Origin of the sequence: Paraburkholderia sp. RL17-368-BIF-A, assembly GCF_046054045.1 — a bacterium.
GTDB lineage: Bacteria > Pseudomonadota > Gammaproteobacteria > Burkholderiales > Burkholderiaceae > Paraburkholderia > Paraburkholderia graminis.
This window is the reverse complement of the sequence record NZ_JARESN010000008.1, coordinates 163,624-183,632: the sequence shown is the minus strand read 5'-3', so window position 1 is coordinate 183,632 and position 20,009 is coordinate 163,624. Positions and strand designations below refer to the sequence as shown.

The window sequence follows — 20,009 nt, the reverse complement described above, 5'->3', positions numbered from 1 at the left end:
CCTCCATCGATACCGCGTCGGCACGGCGCCCCTTCGACCTCTACTCGAGCCTTGATCCGTAAGGGCGGCAGGCGGGCGAGCCGAGGGGGAGAACGCAAGAGCGCGTGCTAACATTCCTTGTTATTCCATCCCGTCATTCAATCGACAAGCTAATGAACACCGAGACGTTTGCCGCGCCACCCCACACGCTTGTGATTGCTTCGCGAGAGAGCCGCCTTGCGATGTGGCAGGCGGAGCATGTGCGATGTGCGCTGCACAAATTATATCCATCTTGCGACGTAAAAATCCTCGGAATGACGACACGCGGCGATCAGATTCTCGATCGTACGCTGTCGAAGGTGGGTGGTAAGGGTCTCTTCGTCAAGGAACTGGAAGCGGCGCTCGCCGATGGCCGCGCCGACCTCGCCGTGCATTCGCTGAAAGACGTGCCGATGGAATTGCCCGCGGGCTTTGCACTATCCACGATCATGGAGCGTGAAGACCCGCGCGATGCGCTCGTCTCGAACGATTACGACTCGCTCGCCGCGCTGCCGGCCGGCGCCGTGGTCGGCACCTCGAGCCTGCGCCGCGAAGCGATGCTGCGCATGCGCTATCCGCATCTCGAAGTGCGGCCGCTGCGTGGCAATCTGGACACGCGTCTCGCCAAGCTCGACCGCGGCGATTATGCGGCGATCATTCTCGCGGCGGCGGGGTTGAAGCGCCTCGGTCTCGAAGGCCGCATCCGCGCGCTGCTCGATCCGGAAGACAGCTTGCCCGCCGCCGGGCAGGGCGCACTCGGCATCGAGATTCGCGCCGACCGCGCGGAACTCACGGCGTGGCTCGCGCCGCTGCATCACGAACACACGGCTGCGGCCGTCGAGGCGGAACGCATGGTGTCGCGCGTGCTCGGCGGCAGTTGCGAAGTGCCGCTCGCCGCGTACGCGACATGGCATGACGGCGCGCTGCATCTGCGCGGCATCGTCGCCACGCCCGACGGTCAACGTGTGCTGAGCGCGCAGGCGTCGGCACCCGCGCCGACCACCGAGCGCGCCATCGCATTGGGCCGCGAAGTGGCGAACGCGCTCGAACAGCAAGGCGCGATGGACATCGTCCGTGCGTTGAGCACGGCGAGCGCCGTGGATGGCGCCGCGGCATCGTCCGGCAACGGCGCGGCGAACAGCGCGGTATCCGGCGACTGATGGCCGCCCATACCGACACATCTGGCAACGCGTCGGCATTATCGCCGGCTGCCGGCAAGGCGGCGTTCACGGTCGTCATTACGCGACCGGCCGGTCAGTCGAACGAACTGATTGAGCGGCTTGCCGCGGCCGGTGCCGTCACGCTCGACTTTCCGCTGATCGACATCGCCCCCGTCGAAGACGACGCGCCGTTGCGCGCCGCGCTCGGCTCGCTCGAACGTTATGCGCTTGTCGTATTCGTGTCGCCGAACGCAATCGATCACGCGTTCGCCCGAAGCGGCGCGATCTGGCCGCATGCATTGCCGGTCGGCGTGGTCGGGCCCGGCAGTGTGCGCGCGCTCGCGCGTCACGGCGTGAATGCGCCGGCGCACCAGGTCATCAGCCCGGCGTCGGACGCCGACGAAGACAACGGCCGCTTTGATTCCGAAGGCCTCTTCGCCGCGATCGACGCAGCGCTCGGCGAGGCGAATCTCGAAGGCAAGCGCGTGCTGATCGTGCGCGGCGACGGCGGCCGCGAGTGGCTCGCCGACCGCCTGCGCGAAGCCGGCGCCGAAGTCGAAACGGTCGCCGCGTATCGGCGCCTCGTGCCCGAGCCGTCTATCGCGGCGTGGGCGCGCGTGCATCGACTGCTGGCGGGCGAACCGCACGCATGGCTTCTGACGAGTTCCGAAGGCGTGCGCAATCTGCACGAACTCGCGCAAGAACATCTCACCGCCGACGAAATCGCGCAGCTCAAGCGCGCGCCGATCGTCGCGCCGCATCCCCGTATCGCGCAGACCGCGCGGGCATTGGGTTTTGATAGGATTACGGTGTCCGGCGCGGGCGACGAGCGCATCGCCCAAGCCTTGCTCGCCGCCCTGCCGACCGTAGTTCAACCGGTATCGTCCAATCCGGCTCATTCACCGGCTCAATCACGCATGACTGAAACGAACGCATCCACGAACGCTTCACCCCAGCCGGCCGCGACCGCAAGCTTGCCGCCGAACCAACCCTTCACGCCCTACGAAGCGCAAAAGCGCCGCAGCGCGAGCGGACCGCTGTTGTGGTTTGTCGTCGTGGTTCTGGCTTGCGCCGCGGGCGTGGGCGGCTATGCGCTCAACCGCAAGCTGGAGCGCACCGAGCAGCAGCTTACGCAACGTCAGCAGGCGAACGACACGCAAGCCAACGAGTTGCGCATCAAGACCGAGCAGGCGCTCGCCACGGTGCGTCAGTCGGACTCGCAGGTCGCGCAACTGGAAGGCAAGCTCGCCGACGCGCAGGCCGGGCAGCAGGCGCTGCAACAGCAATACGCGGATCTCGCGCGCAATCGCGACGACTGGACGCTCGCCGAAGTGGGTCAGATGCTGTCGGCCGCGAGTCAGCAGTTGCAGTTGACCGGCAACACGCAGCTTGCGCTTTTCGCGCTGCAAAGCGCCGACACGCGGCTCGCCGCGTCGGACAGCACGCAGGCGGTCGCCGTGCGCAAGGCGATTGCGCAGGACATCGACAAGCTGAAGGCCGCGCCTTCCACCGATCTCACCGGTCTCGCGATCAAGCTCGACAACGCGGTCGATCAGATCGACAGTCTGCCGCTTTCGGGCGAGGCGCCGATCGCGCATGCGACGCCGCAAGCGGCGACGTGGGCGGACACGGCCAAGGTCGCGGCGGCCACTGGCGAGCCGCGCTGGAAAGTGTGGTGGCGCGAGGTGACGACCGGCATCGGCCAGCAGTTGACGAGTCTCGTGCAGGTGCGCCGCATCGACAACGCGGACGCGATGATGGTCGCGCCCGATCAGGGCTACTTCGTGCGTGAGAACGTGAAGCTGCGTCTGTTGTCCGCGCGGCTCGCGCTCCTGTCGCGCAACCAGACCACGCTCAAGTCCGACCTCCAGGCGGCGCAAACGGCGCTGACGCGCTACTTCGATGCGTCGTCGAAGAAAACGCAAAACGTGGCCGATCTCGTCAAGCAGGTGGAAGCCGGTTCGGCCGCCGTCGAATTGCCGAATCTGAACACGAGTCTGCAGGCGGTCAATCAATACCGGAGCCGAGGTTAATCATGGCGATCCGGGGACTTCTATGGCTCGCGTTGCTGTTCACCATCGCGGTCGTGCTGGCGGTGGTCGGACGCTTCGACATGGGACAGGTGCTGCTGGTGTATCCGCCGTACCGCGTCGACATGTCGCTGAATCTGTTCGTGGTCGGGCTCGTGGTGCTGTTCATTCTGCTGTATGCGTTGCTGCGCATCGTGCGCAATATCTGGCGCATGCCGCAGCGCGTGGCCGCGTATCGTGCGCGCTCGCGTGTCGCGAAGGCGCACGCCGCGCTGCGTGACGCGATCGGCAATCTGTACGCGGGGCGTTTTTCGCGCGCGGAAAAGGCCGCGAAAGACGCGCTCGCGAATGGCGACAACAAGGGCGCGGCCGGCCTGATCGCGGCGGCGGCGGCGCATCGCATGCATGAATATGCACGGCGCGACGAATGGCTCGCGCAGATCGACGAGGCCGACTGGCAGGACGCGCGTCTGATGGCCACCGCCGACATGCGCGCCGACGGCCGCGACGCCGACGGCGCGTTGGCCGCACTCAAGGAAATGCAATCGCAGGGCGGGCGGCGCATTCACGCGCAGCAGATCATGTTGCGCGCGCAACAGCAATTGAAGAACTGGGGCGAAGTGCTCAAGCTCGTCAAGACGCTGGAAAAGCGCGAGGCGATTCATCCGGCGGTGGCCGTGCGCTTGCGGCAACTCGCGGCGGAGAATCTGCTGCGCGATCGTCGGCATAACGCCGATGCGCTGCTCGAACTATGGAATTCGCTGACGCCGACCGAGCGCCATTCGCCGCGTCTCGCCGATCTCGCCGCCGAATTGCTGGTTGCGCTGAATCGTCCGCAGGAAGCGCGCAAGATTGTCGAGGAAGCGCTCGCGCAAAACTGGGACGCGCGCTTGTTGCGTCGTTATCCGGATACGGCGGGCGGCGACGCGTTGCCGCTAATTCAGAAGGCCGAGGGCTGGCAGAAGGATCGTCCGGACGATGCCGACTTGTTGTTCGCGTTGGGGCGCTTGTGTCTGCATCAGCAGTTGTGGGGCAAGGCGCAGTCGTTCCTGGAGCGCGCGCTGAAGCTGGCCGATAACGAGACGCTGAAGATCCGGTCGCATCGCGCGTTGGCTCGCTTGCATGAGCAGCTAGGCGATGCGGAGAAGGCGAGCCTGCATTATCGGGAAAGTGCGTTGGCTATGAATATTGTTTGAGTTGGGTTTTGCGTTTTAGGGTGATGGCCGCAGCGGGTGCTGCGGCCATTTTTTTGGCATTTTGCTTTTTGTTGCTTGTGCGGTTGGTTTGTGGTTTGTGGTTTGCGGGTTGCGGTCGTTGCTTAGTGCGGTGCGGCTGCGGGTGGTTGCGTGATGTTTGCGGTCACGGAGGCGGCGCGTTTCGTGGACGCGTTTTTGCCGCGCGATGTGCTTTCGTCGGCGGCGGTCGAAGAGGCTTTTGCTCTCTGCGATGCTTCGGCGAGCAGCTTCGTCGCATGCTGCGCGGTGATGCGGCTGCGCGGGACGCCCTTCGCATCGAGTGCGATCACCTGGAACAACTCGCGGTCGCATTCGAGTTCCTGCTGATACTGCTCTGCTGTGTCGAGCAACAGTTCGATGAGTTTTTGACGGCGCTGCCTTTCGTCGCGCGAAACGGCAGGATTTCTAACTATCGACGACGCAAGTGTGATCAAGGTGTCCAGTTGAGCTACCTGCCGGTCGCAGAGGTCGAACGCGGAGAGGGCGAGTTTTTCGTACTGGAGTGCGTCGACGGGTGGGCGCGAAGGCTTGGGATTCTTGATGGGCTTGGTCATGGTGCGATCTCCCTGATGCTGCTTTGGATCGCCCGGACACGCGCTTTTTTGAGGAAGGGTGAGCGGGCACGAAGTAGGGTTGACAGACCGGCGTTGAAACCATAACCGGCGAGCCTTGCGGCTCCCCCACCACGGCCCGCCCATTGAATTATAGACGTGCAGCAGTAGACGCACGGCCTGCCTGGGCAGGCGTGCGGGTTTCAACGTTCAGGCTGTCAAACCTGGTCGCAGGGTGTTTTCCGGCGACTTGGTGATTATAGGGGAGTGGGACTGTCTTGAATTTGGGGGAGTTGGGGGAATGCTTCGGAATGTTAAATGGGGGGCGGTGGGGGAGGCGGTTAGTGAGGGGCCGAGATTGACGGCGGATTCAACCGGTCGATGCAACACTCCTGCTGCTCACGCAGCTTCAATTGTGTTGCATCGATGGGTTGAGTTCGCAGCCATAACGAGTCGTTCGGATGGATCAGTTACTCAGACGTTCGTGCGTCAGTTTCACCCAGGAAACAGCCCTTAGGAAAGCTGTTGCACGGTTAATTTGTGACGTTTTGCGATCGTTTGCTTTCATATGGATAACCCGCCCGCTTTACGTCTAGGCTAGCGCGTAACTACCTCACGCTCCCCCGAACGCCCGGCCAGCGGGAGTACCATCATGCGTTGCCATGCCGTCCCAACTTTGCGCCAGTCACCAAGTATCGAGCCATGCAAGAATCAACATCCTTCGTCGCCCACAAGTTCAAGCCGCTCGATAAGTACGGCTGGGAAATCCTGGAAACCAGTACGCTCTACTTTCCCGACTGCGCGAAGTTGAACGACCCGGCAGATTGTCAAATTGACTTGATGTCTGCCTTTCGGCTCGCCCGAGTTGGACTTGCCAACAACGACGAGGCCGATGCTGAAAAGGCGTTCCGGATTCATGCGCAGGCAATTATGGAGCACGCCCGAACATGCGGGATTTTCAGCCTTTGTAGTGGCTCGATCAACAGCGATGCAGGACGGCTGATGTGGGCGCACTATGCGGCTAACCATACGGGGGTCTGCTTGACCTTCGAGATTCCCCACGCGTTCGCGGAACAACTGGTCGGAATGGCACCTGTCGAATATTCGACTGATGAACTCTTTAAAGCGCTTCAGCAGCTTAAGCCGATCCAGCCGCAAGGACCCGATGGCGAGTTCTTCGATACGTTTCTGAAACCAGTCATTACATCCTTCCTCGTCACCAAATCGCCGGAGTGGAAGTACGAGCAAGAATCTCGGTTGGTTTCATCACAGCCTGGCCACGTTGCCTTCGACCCGTCTTGGCTCAAGCAGATTTGCTTTGGCCTTCGCACTAGTACACCAGATCGCGAGCGCGTCGCAGCGCTTGTGAAGAAATTTCCAAGCTGCAACTTGGTGGAAGTAGTCAGGGCGAAGGACGATCTGTTTCGCGTCGATCTTCGCGAACTATAGAGTGGATCCGGAATTAATAGGTGGGGTTGGCTTAAGGGTAAGGCGAAACGCGCCTGGCAGGGCTGTCAGGCGGGAGGCATGTGCGGGTACCCTTGGATCGAAGACAGTCAATAACCATGTGTGTGTGAACGGAAAGGGCCGCCACCCTTTTCGGTCGCTGGTCAGCTCAGTTGCCAAACGGCAGCTTTCGAGGTACAGCGGGCACAACGCCGTGTTGATCGAGAATCAGTTGCGGCCTAGCCGCTGGAGAAGCTAAGCCGACCGCCTACCTAGAGCGTTCCGAATCTGAGAGAACTAGAATTCCAAAGGGCGGCAGCGTCTCGACCAGGGTGACCGGCATATCGATCACGTGTAGTTAAAGCTCCTGGCCAGCGATCAAACGCTTTGCTTCGTCATAGGCGTCTTCTTTCTCCACAATTGACCGAATGAAGCTGGAGTGACTTTCTGACGGAAGCATCGCGTTCTCTATGCGATCGACGGCTTCGGCTAGTTTGCGCATCCGTCGGGTCCGACTCTGGGGCGATTCGGCGGTGCTAAGCTTTGTCAGCGCCTCATTTAAATCAGCTAGAAATTGCCGTATTGAGATTAGCAATGTGGCACGAGGCCTCATCAAACGAGTTGCATCAAGTCCACAAACCTCAATAGTCTTTGCCGCAATTTCGTAATGAGCGCCACGGATCGGCCGCAGGGAGATGTCCTGGAAATAAAAATAGTCGCGCGGATCGTGGTCGTAAGGGTTCACTATGGGAGATGCCACCGTATCGTGCGTCCCCTTCGATCCATTACACTTTCGACAGCACGGCAAGAAGTTGCTCCAGTCAAAAGTACGCTGATAGTGGATCGACTTTGGCGCGAAATGCTCGACTTCAATATTTCCCGACTCTGCTGGCTTTCCCTCGCAGAATGCGCATTTTCCTAGACTACTTTCCTCGAGAGCATGCTTAATATCGTCGTGTCGATAGAAGCAAACCAGCTTCTCCTTTTCGGCGTCAGGTATTGCCTTGTATGATCCATACTTTCCTGCGGCTGCCAGTAAATCCGAAAGCCATTTCGATTTATTCGCCGATAAGATCGCGGGTTCGGCTGGACGATTCAACTTAATCATTTTCAGTCAAGATAATGGATGCCAATCGTACGTCTAATACTTTTACAATCGCGTCGTCCGGGTGAGCGATGGAGCGTAACCGTCCGATGATCGACTTCAAACCGACTGAATCCTTTTCCTCGACGCAATCAAAAGCTTGATGAACCAAGAGTTCATATTGTTTATTTTCAAGACTCCTCACCCCCATGACCTCAGTCAGAATTTGATCCGTGGTCCAACCTGAGTAGCTATGCGGCTGAGGCGCTATCGAACACTTCCCTCGTACGCTGGCGGGCATGGCAATGACTTCGCCGGCGCGCGCGCTTGCAAGCACATGAGGAGAGTGCGTCGTGACAATGAACTGCAAGTTGGGAAACATTTGACGCATACCGTCGCGCAATGTGAATTGCCACTCCGGGTGAAGATGCACATCGATTTCGTCTATAAGAACGGATCCCACCGATTTCTCAATTTCGGCCAATTCGCCCTCGCCCGTTCCTTCGGCCCATTCAATTATGCGCGCGACGATCGTTAACACGGCTTTAAATCCGGAAGAAAGTTCTTCCAAGTAACATTCCCGCCCATAAATCGAGAAAACGGGTTCCATGTCGGACTTGATTCGCACAAATTCGAAGTTGCTGTCGAACGGGGCCAGTGCAGGGAGGGCGCTTAAAAAATGCTGCCAATTCTTCTTTTCGGTAGTCGCCCAGTCTTTATCAACTATGAAGTAACGATTGATCAGCCATTGTTTTACGTTTGAACTGGATTCTTCAAAAATATGCTTAACGGAGTTGTTACGATATTGCTTCCTGCGTTCGACCAATAGCGGTTCGCGTTGCATGCCTTGAGTTTGGATGTAACGTAATGATCGTTGGGCGCCGAGTAAAAGAGGAGAAAAATCTGGCGCATGCTTGTCTGTTTCGATCGAAAGCACGCTTTTTCGCCCCTCGGCCTCGGGTAATGCCGCCCACAACTTCGTACTGGACGTTCGATAGCCATGGCCAGTGAAAGAGCCTTTGCCAAGCCCTACTCGCAGTAGGTCACCCTTATGACTTACATCGATAAAAACCTCGCTCGTATCCGAGGCACGTGAGTGCTCTAACGAGTGATGAGTAAGGGCGTGTGCGACGCATGCCAGTATCGATGTTTTGCCTGAGCCGTTCGGCCCCGCAATAAAATTGAAGCCACTATTGAATTCGACACTAAGATCATCGAATTGTCGGAAATCCCGCACATGAAGCGATTCTATAAACGAGCTTCTCATAGTTCTGTTCCCTAGTCGCACGGCGCGACAGATGCGTGATACCGAGCGCATCATGTCGCACAAATTTGCGAAATTCTACCAGCAGGCCTTGCACGATTCGCCCCGCCCTTAAACCGAAGGCGAGGCAACGCGTCTCATACATGGGGCGTGGGTACAGTCGCCGATGGTACGCAACGGCGGCAATAAACGAATCGACTCCTTTGCGTGGCTACAACGATTGGCCGGTCTGGATCACCAAGAGGTCGTCTGGATGTCGATGCTATATGTCTGTGACCACGATGAGCGCGCATTCGCCGTTTAGATCGCGTGGCCGGATACGGGACGGAGCCGACGCTTGAATGTCCACGCTATGACGCACGCGGACGGCGGCTTCTGGCCGAACTGCGTCCGACGCGCTCTGCTCCATGCACCTCTCAACCTCCGTTCGACCCGCACCACCTCAACGGCGGCGTCCAAACTTCAACTACCATCCATCCGTGAACCCACGGCGGCCGGCACCATCTTTGCCTTTGCCGACATTCGCGCATTGTCGTTAGCCAGCCACCTACACATTGCTTGCCCGCCATTCGCACATCGCGATAACCGCGAATATCAGCTCCCGTCTCACCGCACGCGCCAGCGCAACTCCTAACCGCACATACCAACCATCGCACCTTCGCCTCACGCTCAACCAGTAAAAACCGGCCCCTGTCCCCCCGGCGCAAACGCCGGCAACATCTCGACATGCGGCGCACTCCCCCCAGCATGCGGATGAGGCGCCGCCGCCGGTTCCCTCAACATAACAGCACTATCCGCAGTGATCGGCACACTCGGCTTGGCGAGCAGTTCCGTCTTTCTCATCGAACCCGCCGACGTACCGAAGTAATAGCCGATGATGCTGATCCACGCCGTGCCGAGCGCGCCGATCACCACGTTCACCAGATCGCGGTTTTCGTGAGGCAATTCCCTCAAGGCCATCAGCAGCAGGATGCCGAAGAAGCCGCCGGTCACCACCATCGCGAGCGCCTTGGGCACCCAATCCTTGTTGGCAATGCCCATCGCGCGCGCGTCGGCTCGATCGCCAGCCTGGATGCGTGCCATGTCGGTCTCATGCGCGAGATGGGCGTGCGCCGCAGTCACCATCAACTGCTGCAACTGCACCGCGTTGGCGCCCTCGGCCTGTCTGAGCTTGTCGAGTGCCGTCGGGTCGTTTAGCGCGGTTTCGATCGCGTGCGGATCGTTGGGTGTGCCAAGCGTATGCGAGATGATGGCGGCGGCGGCAGTCACGCCCAACCCTCTCGGGCCGCCTATCAGGCCCGCAAGCAAAGGGGCCGTGCTGCCGATGCTCGACGCTACTTTTGACCAGTCCATCATGCCGCTCCAAGGAGAAGGTTGGTTGCCATACGGTCCGTCCATCCGCGGCTGAAAGTGGGCCACGTATGCAGGTTTCGCAGATACCGCAGCCGATACGCCACGAATCGCAGGACAAACCTCATCGGGTCCGCGCTCTTGACGGCGTCCAGTGTGCCCGGGCCGAACTTGCCGTCTTCCAGGGCACCGGACGCCTTCTGCATCCACAACACGACGAGACCGCCGTTATAGTTCGCATCGAATATCTGGAAGGCGACCCGCGGATCGAGTTCATCCAGATGCAGCGGGTCCCAGTATTTTTCCTTGGCGATCTGCCTGGCGGTTTCAAGCGGCAGGTCCTTCATCGCGCCGGCATAACCGGAGCTACGCGCCACGCGTGCCGTCACGCCCCACATCGTTTCGCCGCCGGGGTCCGCGGGATGGAAGGAATATCCTCCTTCGCTTCCGATCAGAGCCCTGAACGCATCGTCGAAGCTGTTCATCTACTGTCTCCGTGCCTGCTACGTGATACTGCTGAAGAGGATGCCTTTGCACTAAGCCGTCAGCATCGCGATCGGGTTTTGTGTTGCCTCAAGCTGACGTCTCGCGGGCTGATTTAAACGTGGGCGGCTCGTCGCATCCGGAGCCGGCGTGTCGGAACGCGTGACCGCCTGATACTCCTTGCTAAGCCGCGCGATACGGTCTTCGTGCGGCGAGAGCACATCCTTGTCGAGTTTCGATGCCTGCGCATACCGGCGCGCCGCTTCGCTCATCTCGCCACTTAGTTCGAGCGCACGGCCCCATCCCGCATACGACGGCGCGAGATCCGGGCGAAGCGATACGGCCTGAGAGAACTTCGCAATCGCATCGTTGTGACGCCCGACCGCGATAAGCGCCTCACCCCAGTCGTGCAACGTGTTGACTGAGTCCGGCTGCATACGATCGGCTTCCCTGAAAGCCTTCAGTGCTTCCGGATAACGATGCGCGTGCAACATGACGTCGCCCAAGAGACGCAGGTTCTCGGCGGTGCGCGATGATTTTTTTGCGCCGGCCTGGAGTTGTTCCAGCGCGTCGTCGATTCGGTGCTGCTGCTCGAGCGCAATCCCAAGACTGGCCCGCAGAATCGCCGAGCCTTCATAGCGGCGCAGCGCCTCGCGGCTCTGCGCTTCGGCGTCTTTCGCGAGGCCCTGGCTCACGAGCAGCCACGCCTTGCCGGCCTCCGCCCATTCGCTCTGCTTCGAAGCGGGCAGCGCAAGCACTTCATCGTAGATGCCGACGATCTCGCTGTAATTGCATTGCGCAAGCGAGCATTTCGTTTTCTGCACTTCGGTGAACAGATGGCTGGCCAGTATGTTCGGCTCGGCAAGCCGCATCGCCTGCGAGGCAATGTCGCGCACGAATCTGTCGATGTCGCGTCCCGCGAACGGCACCTCGGCCTGGCGCGACTGAAACACGCCGCCTTCGATCTGCACGTGAGCCATGTAGGAATCCGCGGCATCGCCGAGCTTTGTGATGCCGATATGAACGACCACATCCTTCCGGTCGACGACCTCTTTTAGAAAGCGCACGGTCGTCGCATAGGACAGGTCCTGTCCGGGAATCTGGATGTCGGGCTGCGCTTCGCTCGCGGTCAGCGCGTCGTGGGGAATGGAACCGGCATCGCGCCCGATCACCCGCATCTCGGACATGATCTTTTCGGCGAGGAAACTGGATGTGTAGCCGCGTTCGGCGAGAGACGGCGGCGTGGCCACGGGCGGCACCAGCAGTTGTTGCCTGAGCACGCCTTGCACGACGAGATAGCAGAACGCGACAGTGAGACTTCCCAGCAGCCACGGAAGCACGTAAGGCAAATACGCTTTGGGCGCGCCGAAAATCAGCCTTAAGGCGCGCAGCCAGGAGAAGACGTGCAAGCCGTGGTGGGTTCCGCGACTGGCTTGTTGCTGAGCACTGGACATGACGCACCTCGTACGGCCCGATGTTGGTCAATAGACGACTCTTGACCGCGTCGTTTATGCATCGACCGTGCCATGGAACGGTGTGCCTTTATCGGCGGCTGCGTGGGGTTGTATGCCAGTGCGGAGAGCGGGAAAGTGTCGTTCGGTAGCCGACGGTTAGCGGTGGAAGTTTGGTTGGGGGAGACATTGCACAGGGTGACTGGTCACTGTCGATGCGTGCTGGATGAGCAGCGGCTTTGCGTGACTGGGTCAAGTCGGCCCAAATCAGCGCCTTGCACCCCTCGCTGCAGGGGCTAAGCAATTCTACGGCCGAGTGGAGTGGAGGGCACGACGATCGGCAGCGCCCGACCCTAGCCTGGAACACAAAAACAGAAGCGCATCGGTATTCTGATTAACGCCCCTGTCTGCCGGCCTTACCTCCCCGCCTGAAACGCCGCCAACGCCTTCCCGAGTTCCTCGTCGGTGACAGCGGGCGAAATGGTGAACGTAAAGATATCGCCAAACTGCAGCACCCACGCCGCCAGGGGGGCCGTGCTGTCGGCCTCGACGATCGCGCACCCGCTCAACTCGCCGATTGCGTGCCAACGGCCGAGCATCGTGATGCCATCGGGCGGCAGCGCGCCTCCCGTCTTCATGAAACGTTCGATCGCCGATTGCTGTGCCGTCGGTAGCCCCTTCCACTGCACAATGAATTTCATTGCGGACCTCCACTTGACTCGCGACGATGCCGGCCAGTGGCAAGCCGTCATCGCAGCAGGCGCCGCAGGATGCGGCGCGTGAGAGCCTGCATCGGGCGCAGATTCTTCCGACGTTATCCGCGAGGCAATGCCGCCACTTCGGCCTTCTAAAGAATGATAGGCAGCGGCCATCCGAAGGGGAAATGCGGCGCGTAGTCTTTCTCCGCCGCGCAGCGCATCGTCGTTTTGAGCCGCCGTCCCCCACCCGCAGGCTTCCACGCCAGACGCAGCGCTATACTGACTCCCCGTCCATAGCGCGAGTAGCCGGGGCAGCACGAGCGCTGCCCGGCGAACCGATAAAAAATTGGCTGAACACGATCTCAAACGACTCAAAATCGACCGCGCGCCGGTGACTGCGCGCCGTCGGCGCAACTGGACCGGCTACGGGGTGGCCGCGCTTATCGTCGTGGGCGCGCTCGTCGTGGGCTTGCGCTTCGCCAGCCCGCGCACCGTGCAAACCACGTCGGTCGTCTCCGCTTATCCGTCGCAGAGCTACACCTTGCTGAACGCGACGGGCTACGTCGTGCCGCAACGCAAGGCGGCCCTGGCGTCGAAGGCACAAGGGCGGCTCGAATGGCTCGGGGTGCTCGAAGGCACGCATGTGAAAAAGGACGAAGTCATCGCCAGGCTGGAAAGTGCGGACGTCGAGGCGTCGCTGGCGCAGGCGAGGGCGCAGGTGAAGGTCGCACAAGCGAACCTCGCGCTGCAGGTCGCCGAACTGAAAAACGCTGAACTCAACCTGCGCCGCTCCAAGATTCTGGTGCCGAGCGGCGCGATGCCCGCGACGCAGTACGACGCCGACCTCGCGCGCTACGACAAGGCGCAGGCGTCGATCGACAACAGCCGCGCGGCCATCGTGTCGGCGCAGGCGAACGCGCAGGCCGCACAGGTCGCTGTCGATCAGACGGTGATTCGCGCGCCGTTCAACGGCGTGGTGATCGAGAAGCATGCGAACGTCGGCGACAACATCACGCCGTTTTCTCAGGCGTCCGACAGCAAAGGGGCCGTCGTCACCATCGCCGACATGGACACGCTCGAAGTCGAGGCGGATGTCGCGGAATCGAACATCGCGAAGATCGCCGTCGACGCGCCTTGCGAGATCCAGCTCGACGCGCTCCCCGAACTGCGTCTCGCGGGCCGCGTATCGCGCATCGTGCCGACCGTCGACCGCTCGAAGGCGACGGTGCTCGTCAAGGTGCGCTTCGTCGATCGCGACCCACGCGTGCTGCCGGACATGAGCGCAAAGATCGCTTTCCTGTCAAAGCCGGTGCCGCCGCAGGACCGGCGGCCCGTCGTCGCGGCGCAGCCGGCTGCCGTCGTTCAGCGCGACGGACGCAGCGTCGTCTTCGTCGTCAAGGACGAGACCGTGCATCAGGTGCCCGTCACGACGGGCGCGAAACTCGGCGATCTGATCGCGCTCGACGGCGTGCGTGCAGGAGACGTGCTGGTGCGTGCGCCCGACGCGCAGTTGACGGACGGCGCGAAAGTCAACGTGGCGAAGCCATAACATGAGCGGGCAGCAAGCTATGAACCGCGCGAATGGCGCTGCGCCGCTCGTCGAGATATCGCAGCTCGTGAAGTCGTACCGGCGCGGCGTGCAGACGGTGCCGGTGCTGTCGAACATCACGCTTTCGATAGAAGAAGGCGACTTCATCGCATTGATGGGGCCGTCGGGCTCAGGCAAGAGCACGCTGCTCAACCTGATTGCGGGCATCGACCGGCCCGATGGCGGCGTGCTGCGCGTGGGCGGGCTCGACATCACGCAACTGTCGGAAGCGGCGCTGGCCGACTGGCGCGCGGCCAACGTCGGCTTTATCTTCCAGTTCTACAACCTGATGCCGGTGCTGACGGCGTTCGAGAACATCGAGTTGCCGCTGATGCTCACGAGACTCACGCGCAAGGAGCGGCGCGAGCGCGTCGAGCTGGTGCTCGAGATGGTCAACCTCGCGAACCGTGCGCATCACTATCCGTCGGAGCTGTCGGGCGGACAGCAGCAGCGCGTCGCGATTGCCCGCGCAGTCATCACCGACCCGACGCTGATCGTCGCCGACGAACCAACCGGCGACCTCGATCGCACATCGGCGGAAGAAGTCCTCGCGATGCTGCAACGTCTGAACCGCGAACTGGGCAAGACCATCATCATGGTCACGCACGACGCGCATGCCGCAGGCGCCGCGAATGCGCTCGTGCATCTGGACAAAGGGGAGTTGACCGATGGCGACACACGCTGATCGGCGCGACGGCAGCCTGTCATGCACGCGCTGAAGCTGATTACGCGCAACGCGCTGCGCCACAAGCTGCGCACTGCGTTGACGGTGCTCGGGCTCACCATCGCGGTGCTCGCATACGGGCTCCTCAATACGGTAGTCGATGCATGGTATGCGGGCGCCGCGGCCGCATCGAACGCGCGCCTCGTCACGCGCAATGCCATTTCGCTGACGTTCTCGCTGCCGCTCAGCTACGAGAACCGCATTCGCGGCGTGGAAGGCGTGACGCTGGTTGCGCGCTCGAGCTGGTTCGGCGGCGTGTATCGCGAGCCGAAGAACTTCTTCGCGCAGTTCGCCGTGTCGGACAACTATCTGGACCTCTATCCCGAGTTGATCGTGCCCGCTCAACAGCGCAGCGATTACGTACGCGACCGCAAGGGCTGTCTCGTCGGCCGGCAACTCGCGACGCAGTTCGGCTTCAAGGTCGGCGACGTCATCCCCATTAAAGGCACGATCTATCCGGGCACCTGGGAGTTTGTCGTGCGCGGCATCATGGACGGCCGCGACGAATCCACCATCACGCGGCAACTCATTTTTCACTGGGACTATCTGAACGAATCGGTGCGCAAAATGCCGGGGCGGCGCGCGGATCAGGTCGGTGTCTACGTGCTGGGCATTGCTGTTCCCGAGGAGGCCGCCGCGATCTCGCGCAACGTCGACGACGTGTTCAGAAACTCCCTCGCCGAAACGCTGACCGAAACGGAGCAGGCGTTCCAGCTCGGCTTCGTCGCGATGTCGAATCAGATCATCGCGGCGATCCGCGTCGTGTCGTATGTGGTGATCGTCATCATCATGGCCGTGATGGCGAATGCGATGGCGATGAGCGCCCGCGAGCGCACCGTCGAATACGCGACGCTGAAGGCGCTCGGCTTCGGGCCGGGCTTTCTCGCGCTGCTGATGTTCGGCGAGTCGTTGACGCTGTGCATCGCGGGCGGCGGGCTCGGCATGCTGCTGACGCCGCCCGCCGCCAGTATCTTCCGGCAGGCAACGGGCGGTGTATTCCCCGTCTTCCACGTGTCGCGCGACACCGTGCTGTTGCAGGCGGCGTGTGCGGGTGTCGTCGGCGTGGCGGCGGCGATCATTCCGGCGATCCAGGCGGCGCGCGTGCGGATCGTCGAAGGCCTGCGGGCGATCGGGTAGCGCATCGTGGCCATTCCGCTTTCATATATCGCTCGCAACCTGTGGACCCGCCGGCTGACGACGGCGCTCACGGCGGGCGGACTCGCGCTCGTCGTATTTGTGTTCTCGACGGTGCTGATGCTCGACGCGGGCCTCAAGAAAACGCTCGTCTCGACCGGCGAAGAGGACAACGTCGTCGTGATCCGCAAGGGCGCGGAGACGGAAGTGCAGAGCGCGATCGACCGCAATCAGGCCAACGTGATCGAGATGCATCCGGCCGTCGCGATCGGCGGCGACGGACGAAGGCTCGCGTCGAAAGAGTCGGTCGTGCTGATCTCGCTAGCGAAAATCGGCTCGGGCAAGCCGTCGAACGTGGTGATACGCGGTGTGTCGCAAGCGGGCATCGGCTTGCGGCCCCAAGTGCGGCTCGCATCGGGGCGCTTCTTCACGCCGGGATCGTCGGAGATTGTGGTCGGCAGCAGCATTGCGAAGGGCTTCGCGCGCACGCAGCCCGGCGAGCACTTGCGTTTCGCGCAGCGCGAGTGGACCGTGGTCGGCACCTTCGACGCAGGCGGCAGCGGCTTCGATTCGGAGATCTGGGGCGATGCCGATCAGCTGATGCAGGCGTTTCGCCGGACGAGTTATTCGTCGATGGTCGTGCGGCTTTCAGAGAGCGATCAGTTTGAGCGCTTCAGGAGCGATATCGACGTCGACCCGCGCCTCGCCGACGACGCGAAACGCGAGCGAACTTTTTACAGCGACCAGTCGAAGGCGCTGTCGACGTTCCTCAACATACTCGGCTTCACGCTGTCGGCCATTTTTTCCATTGCCGCGATGATCGGCGCGATGATCACGATGTATGCGTCCGTGGCGAATCGCGTGGCCGAGATCGGCACGTTGCGCGCGCTCGGCTTCAAGCGCGCGAACGTGCTCGCGGCGTTCCTCATCGAAGCGATGCTGCTGGGGCTCGTCGGCGGCCTCGCGGGGCTTGGCTGCGCAGCGTTCATGCAGTTCGCGTCGTTCTCGACAACCAACTTCCAGACCTTCGCGGACCTGTCGTTCCGCTTCATCCTGACGCCCGCGATTGTCGGAAAGACATTGGCGTTCTCGGTGACGATGGGGCTGGTCGGCGGCTTTTTGCCCGCGTTGCGCGCGTCGCGGATGAATGTTGTGGATGCGTTGCGGGCGAGGTGAGTGGATGGCGTGTGGGGAGTTGGAATTACTTTCACGAAAAGTCAGGCATTTCCAGAGGCGGCCGGTGACGAGGGGGCCTGGTCCATTGCAGCAACGCTGTAGCAGTGAGTCCGACCACGGCGGTGTACGCAATCATCACGGACCACGGAAACGGTGTGAACCTGAAAGGAGGCGGCAAGTATTTGATGAGTGGCGTGCTCGTCGTTACGTGGGCGAGCAATTGGCAGGTCATCGAAACAGAGAAGATCATCAGGGTCATGCCGCAGTTCCACGCGCGCTGTCCCTTTGGCGAAAGCGCGACTCCAAAGAAGAGCGCGATCGTTGCCGCAATAAGAAGGCTCAAAGGGCGGCCCTGCGGCATTAGGAGCGGTAACCAGCCCGCGCGGCTTGCTGCGAAAGACATTGCAAAAAAATGAAGCAGACACGAGAGACCGAGAGCGCCAATTCGAACCAGATCCCGGACCGTATGTGCCGGCGGCATATGATGGCTCTCGGCAAAGAAGTCGTAACTCCTTTTGCTATACACCAAGGCAATAAACAGGCCGGCGAAAGGCAGCGAAATCAACGCATTGAGCCGGAACGGAAGCGATATTGTCACAGCGATACTGGCGACCGTCGTCCATATGTAGAGCGCTCGGCCCCAAGCGCGTCGATAGCATAAAGCGAGGCTCGCGGCCAGACATCCTAGGGTAGAGACAAACCAAACGGCATCGCACAACAAGAGCTGCCACGGCAGCGTCGCCTTTAATGTCGACCATGAGCCTGACCACGCATATCCCACGTAGGCGAATACCTGCAGCGAGTACACGCTTTGCAACATCAGCGCAAAAGCGATCACTCTTATCGTTGTATATCGTTTTGGGAAACTCGACGTCATTCCGGTGTGGTGGTAGTTTTTTCTCTAACTGACATACTAGGCCTCGAAGCACGCGTTAATTGCGTCGCCGTAGCCAGATGGTTTTCTCGCGTAGCTTCCCGCACTCGCGAAGCCATTAACGTCGCTCAACAGTGGCAGGTTTCCCGGGCCAAAGACTGATGCAACGACATTGTCGACGATCAAGGCTCTGCTGTCGACAGACCGCTCTCGCCCGATCTCTACCGCAAGCCACGCTGTAGTCAACGGCCGTTCGACCGCAACCCCACCTACTCAACCTTTCCCCGGCTAAAGAAAGCGCACAGCCAACACAAGCCCATTAGCCAAAGCGTGCGTAACGTACGTGCTAAAAATCGGCCGCCCTTGCTTCCTGGCCTCCACAACGAAGACCGCCGCAAGCACCGCTGCGCCCAGGACAATACTCACGACAGTACGATCCGTATAACCATGCAGGCAAGTGAATGCAATGGCTGAACAAAGTCCAGCAACCCACCACGGTTGACGGAAAACGCCCCTAACCAATCGAATCGGCAGCCATTGCCCGACTATTGTCTCCACGAATGGCATCGCGACAACGATAACGAACAGTCGCAACTCAATAGAGCGGTTCGCGAACGGTATTTCGTGCGCAGGCGGCGCGCCAAAAAACCACGATCCGACGACAATGAGCGCGATCTGCCCGAACGACATGATCGCTGCCCCTCCCACGATCAATCCCCATCGCGGCGTGTTCGTCCAGTAGTTCTTCAACTTGAAGCTAACGCCAAGTGCCGGGGGCAAAGTACATTCTCCAAACGTGCGTCCACATAATGCCGCGAGTTGGCCCAACAGTAGATGGACGAGATAGTAGTCGTCGCGGCGAATTGTTGCCGAGTAGTGCGACCTTATCGAGCGGCAGCTAATGCCTACGCCAACGCAAACAAACTCAGCGCGCGAGCGCTGGATCGATTTCATTACCCGTCAATCCAAACCTTGCCATGCTGGCGCGATGATCTTCCGAGCCCAGATATAAACGAAGTTGCCGGTTCACCGCATTAATCAGCTCGCTGTTCTTTCGATTAAACGAGAACGCTCCGAGCGGGGGCGTGTGCTGCGCACCGTCCGTTGCCCGCTTGTGCGCCACCGCCTCGAGCGTTGAGCCACCGACCCGACTCGCAACTATGCGATTGCCCAACGCGGTGCTCGCATACGCATCGATCTCGCGCGAAAGGACCGCGTCAATAGCGTCGGCCTGTTGTTGAAAGATGACGATCTGCTCTTCCGATACGCCTGATGCTCTGGCCGAATCGTGTTGAACCTGTCCCGCGATGATGCCAAGGCGGGCATCGGCGCGTTCGGCGAGTGATACATAGCTGTCGAGCGCTTTCGGATTTCCAGCCTGAACGAGAAAGCCGTCGCCGATTCCCCATACAGGTACGCTGAACGCGACCATCTCCGCGCGTTCAGCCGTGACGAAGAGCGGCACATTCATGTCCCACCGGCCTGCTTGAACGCCGGGCAGCAGTTCACTGAACGTGGTCAGGTGATATTCGATCCGCGCTACACCAATCGCCCGAAGGACTGCATCGGCCAAGGCGATGTCAGCGCCTGTAGCGCTACCATCCGCGTCGGTCCAACCGAATGGCGGTTCTTCGATGTACGCAATCGTGACCTTCATCACTGTGTCTCAGGAAATGGCAATGGCAGGAAACTATGCGGATTGTTCGAGCTTTTTCTCGCTTGTGCACGCATTCCTTGTGAGCG

18 protein-coding genes are annotated in these 20,009 nt (G+C 60.8%); 9 read left to right on the top strand and 9 right to left on the bottom strand.

The genetic code is table 11. The features are described from left to right. Positions 1-152: 152 nt before the first annotated feature. The 3 genes from hemC to P0D87_RS16445 are packed head-to-tail and all read left to right on the top strand — an operon-like array spanning position 153 to position 4,404. Positions 153-1,178, top strand: a complete 1,026-nt coding sequence (hemC, locus tag P0D87_RS16455) for a hydroxymethylbilane synthase (protein WP_408636952.1) — start codon at positions 153-155, stop codon at positions 1,176-1,178. Beyond that, positions 1,178-3,211 (top strand): fused uroporphyrinogen-III synthase HemD/membrane protein HemX, encoded by a 2,034-nt coding sequence (hemDX, locus tag P0D87_RS16450; RefSeq protein WP_053857700.1) that lies wholly within the window; start codon positions 1,178-1,180, stop codon positions 3,209-3,211. The genes hemC and hemDX overlap by 1 nt, the downstream gene beginning before the upstream one ends. 2 nt (positions 3,212-3,213) lie before the next feature. Beyond that, a complete protein-coding gene (locus P0D87_RS16445) occupies positions 3,214-4,404 on the top strand; it encodes a heme biosynthesis protein HemY (protein ID WP_053857701.1) in 1,191 nt (396 codons plus the stop codon). 122 nt (positions 4,405-4,526) lie between these two features. Here the strand turns inward: P0D87_RS16445 and P0D87_RS16440 are convergent, their stop codons facing one another. Next, a complete protein-coding gene (locus tag P0D87_RS16440; RefSeq protein WP_053857702.1) occupies positions 4,527-4,997 on the bottom strand; it encodes a hypothetical protein in 471 nt (156 codons plus the stop codon). A gap of 699 nt (positions 4,998-5,696) precedes the next feature. On the opposite strand from P0D87_RS16440, the gene P0D87_RS16435 reads away from it, so the two are divergent. Continuing rightward, positions 5,697-6,443, top strand: coding sequence for a DUF2971 domain-containing protein (locus tag P0D87_RS16435; RefSeq protein WP_053857703.1), 747 nt, complete (start codon positions 5,697-5,699; stop codon positions 6,441-6,443). Between the two features lie 355 nt (positions 6,444-6,798). On the opposite strand, the gene P0D87_RS16430 is transcribed toward P0D87_RS16435, so the two are convergent. From P0D87_RS16430 to P0D87_RS16405, 6 genes are all read right to left on the bottom strand, one after another. Continuing rightward, positions 6,799-7,548, bottom strand: coding sequence for an HNH endonuclease family protein (locus P0D87_RS16430; RefSeq protein WP_053857704.1), 750 nt, complete (start codon positions 7,546-7,548; stop codon positions 6,799-6,801). Continuing rightward, entirely contained in the window at positions 7,541-8,791 is a 1,251-nt protein-coding gene (locus P0D87_RS16425; protein ID WP_053857705.1) for an AAA family ATPase, read from the bottom strand. Before P0D87_RS16425 ends, P0D87_RS16430 begins: the two co-directional genes overlap by 8 nt. Positions 8,792-9,457: 666 nt before the next feature. Then, positions 9,458-10,141 carry a hypothetical protein gene (locus tag P0D87_RS16420; RefSeq protein WP_053857706.1) on the bottom strand — a complete coding sequence of 228 codons (684 nt, stop codon included), beginning with the start codon at positions 10,139-10,141 and terminating at the stop codon, positions 9,458-9,460. Continuing rightward, positions 10,141-10,623 (bottom strand): glycoside hydrolase family 108 protein, encoded by a 483-nt coding sequence (locus P0D87_RS16415; RefSeq protein ID WP_053857707.1) that lies wholly within the window; start codon positions 10,621-10,623, stop codon positions 10,141-10,143. The genes P0D87_RS16420 and P0D87_RS16415 overlap by 1 nt, the downstream gene beginning before the upstream one ends. A 51-nt stretch (positions 10,624-10,674) precedes the next feature. Beyond that, complete coding sequence (locus tag P0D87_RS16410) at positions 10,675-12,075, bottom strand: tetratricopeptide repeat protein (protein WP_053857708.1); 1,401 nt, start codon at positions 12,073-12,075, stop codon at positions 10,675-10,677. Positions 12,076-12,488: 413 nt separating this feature from the next. Further along, a complete protein-coding gene (locus P0D87_RS16405) occupies positions 12,489-12,773 on the bottom strand; it encodes a DUF3303 domain-containing protein (protein ID WP_053857709.1) in 285 nt (94 codons plus the stop codon). A gap of 343 nt (positions 12,774-13,116) precedes the next feature. On the opposite strand from P0D87_RS16405, the gene P0D87_RS16400 reads away from it, so the two are divergent. The 5 genes from P0D87_RS16400 to P0D87_RS16380 all read left to right on the top strand — a co-directional run bounded on the left by P0D87_RS16400 (position 13,117) and on the right by P0D87_RS16380 (position 17,808). Beyond that, positions 13,117-14,319 (top strand): efflux RND transporter periplasmic adaptor subunit, encoded by a 1,203-nt coding sequence (locus P0D87_RS16400; protein WP_029970059.1) that lies wholly within the window; start codon positions 13,117-13,119, stop codon positions 14,317-14,319. Between the two features lie 19 nt (positions 14,320-14,338). Continuing rightward, positions 14,339-15,043, top strand: coding sequence for an ABC transporter ATP-binding protein (locus P0D87_RS16395; protein ID WP_107707173.1), 705 nt, complete (start codon positions 14,339-14,341; stop codon positions 15,041-15,043). Between the two features lie 21 nt (positions 15,044-15,064). Beyond that, positions 15,065-16,219: an ABC transporter permease gene (locus tag P0D87_RS16390; RefSeq protein ID WP_029970057.1), complete on the top strand. Its 1,155-nt coding sequence runs from the start codon at positions 15,065-15,067 to the stop codon at positions 16,217-16,219. A 6-nt stretch (positions 16,220-16,225) separates the two neighbouring features. Further along, a complete protein-coding gene (locus P0D87_RS16385; RefSeq protein ID WP_006048456.1) occupies positions 16,226-17,392 on the top strand; it encodes an ABC transporter permease in 1,167 nt (388 codons plus the stop codon). A gap of 155 nt (positions 17,393-17,547) precedes the next feature. Next, positions 17,548-17,808: a hypothetical protein gene (locus P0D87_RS16380; RefSeq protein ID WP_171800289.1), complete on the top strand. Its 261-nt coding sequence runs from the start codon at positions 17,548-17,550 to the stop codon at positions 17,806-17,808. Between the two features lie 746 nt (positions 17,809-18,554). Here P0D87_RS16380 and P0D87_RS16375 read toward each other — a convergent pair. Together P0D87_RS16375 and P0D87_RS16370 are read right to left on the bottom strand one after the other, a co-directional pair. Continuing rightward, positions 18,555-19,220, bottom strand: coding sequence for a CPBP family glutamic-type intramembrane protease (locus P0D87_RS16375; RefSeq protein ID WP_321175786.1), 666 nt, complete (start codon positions 19,218-19,220; stop codon positions 18,555-18,557). Further along, positions 19,192-19,923 (bottom strand): transporter substrate-binding domain-containing protein, encoded by a 732-nt coding sequence (locus tag P0D87_RS16370; protein WP_053857712.1) that lies wholly within the window; start codon positions 19,921-19,923, stop codon positions 19,192-19,194. Before P0D87_RS16370 ends, P0D87_RS16375 begins: the two co-directional genes overlap by 29 nt. Positions 19,924-20,009: the final 86 nt, after the last annotated feature.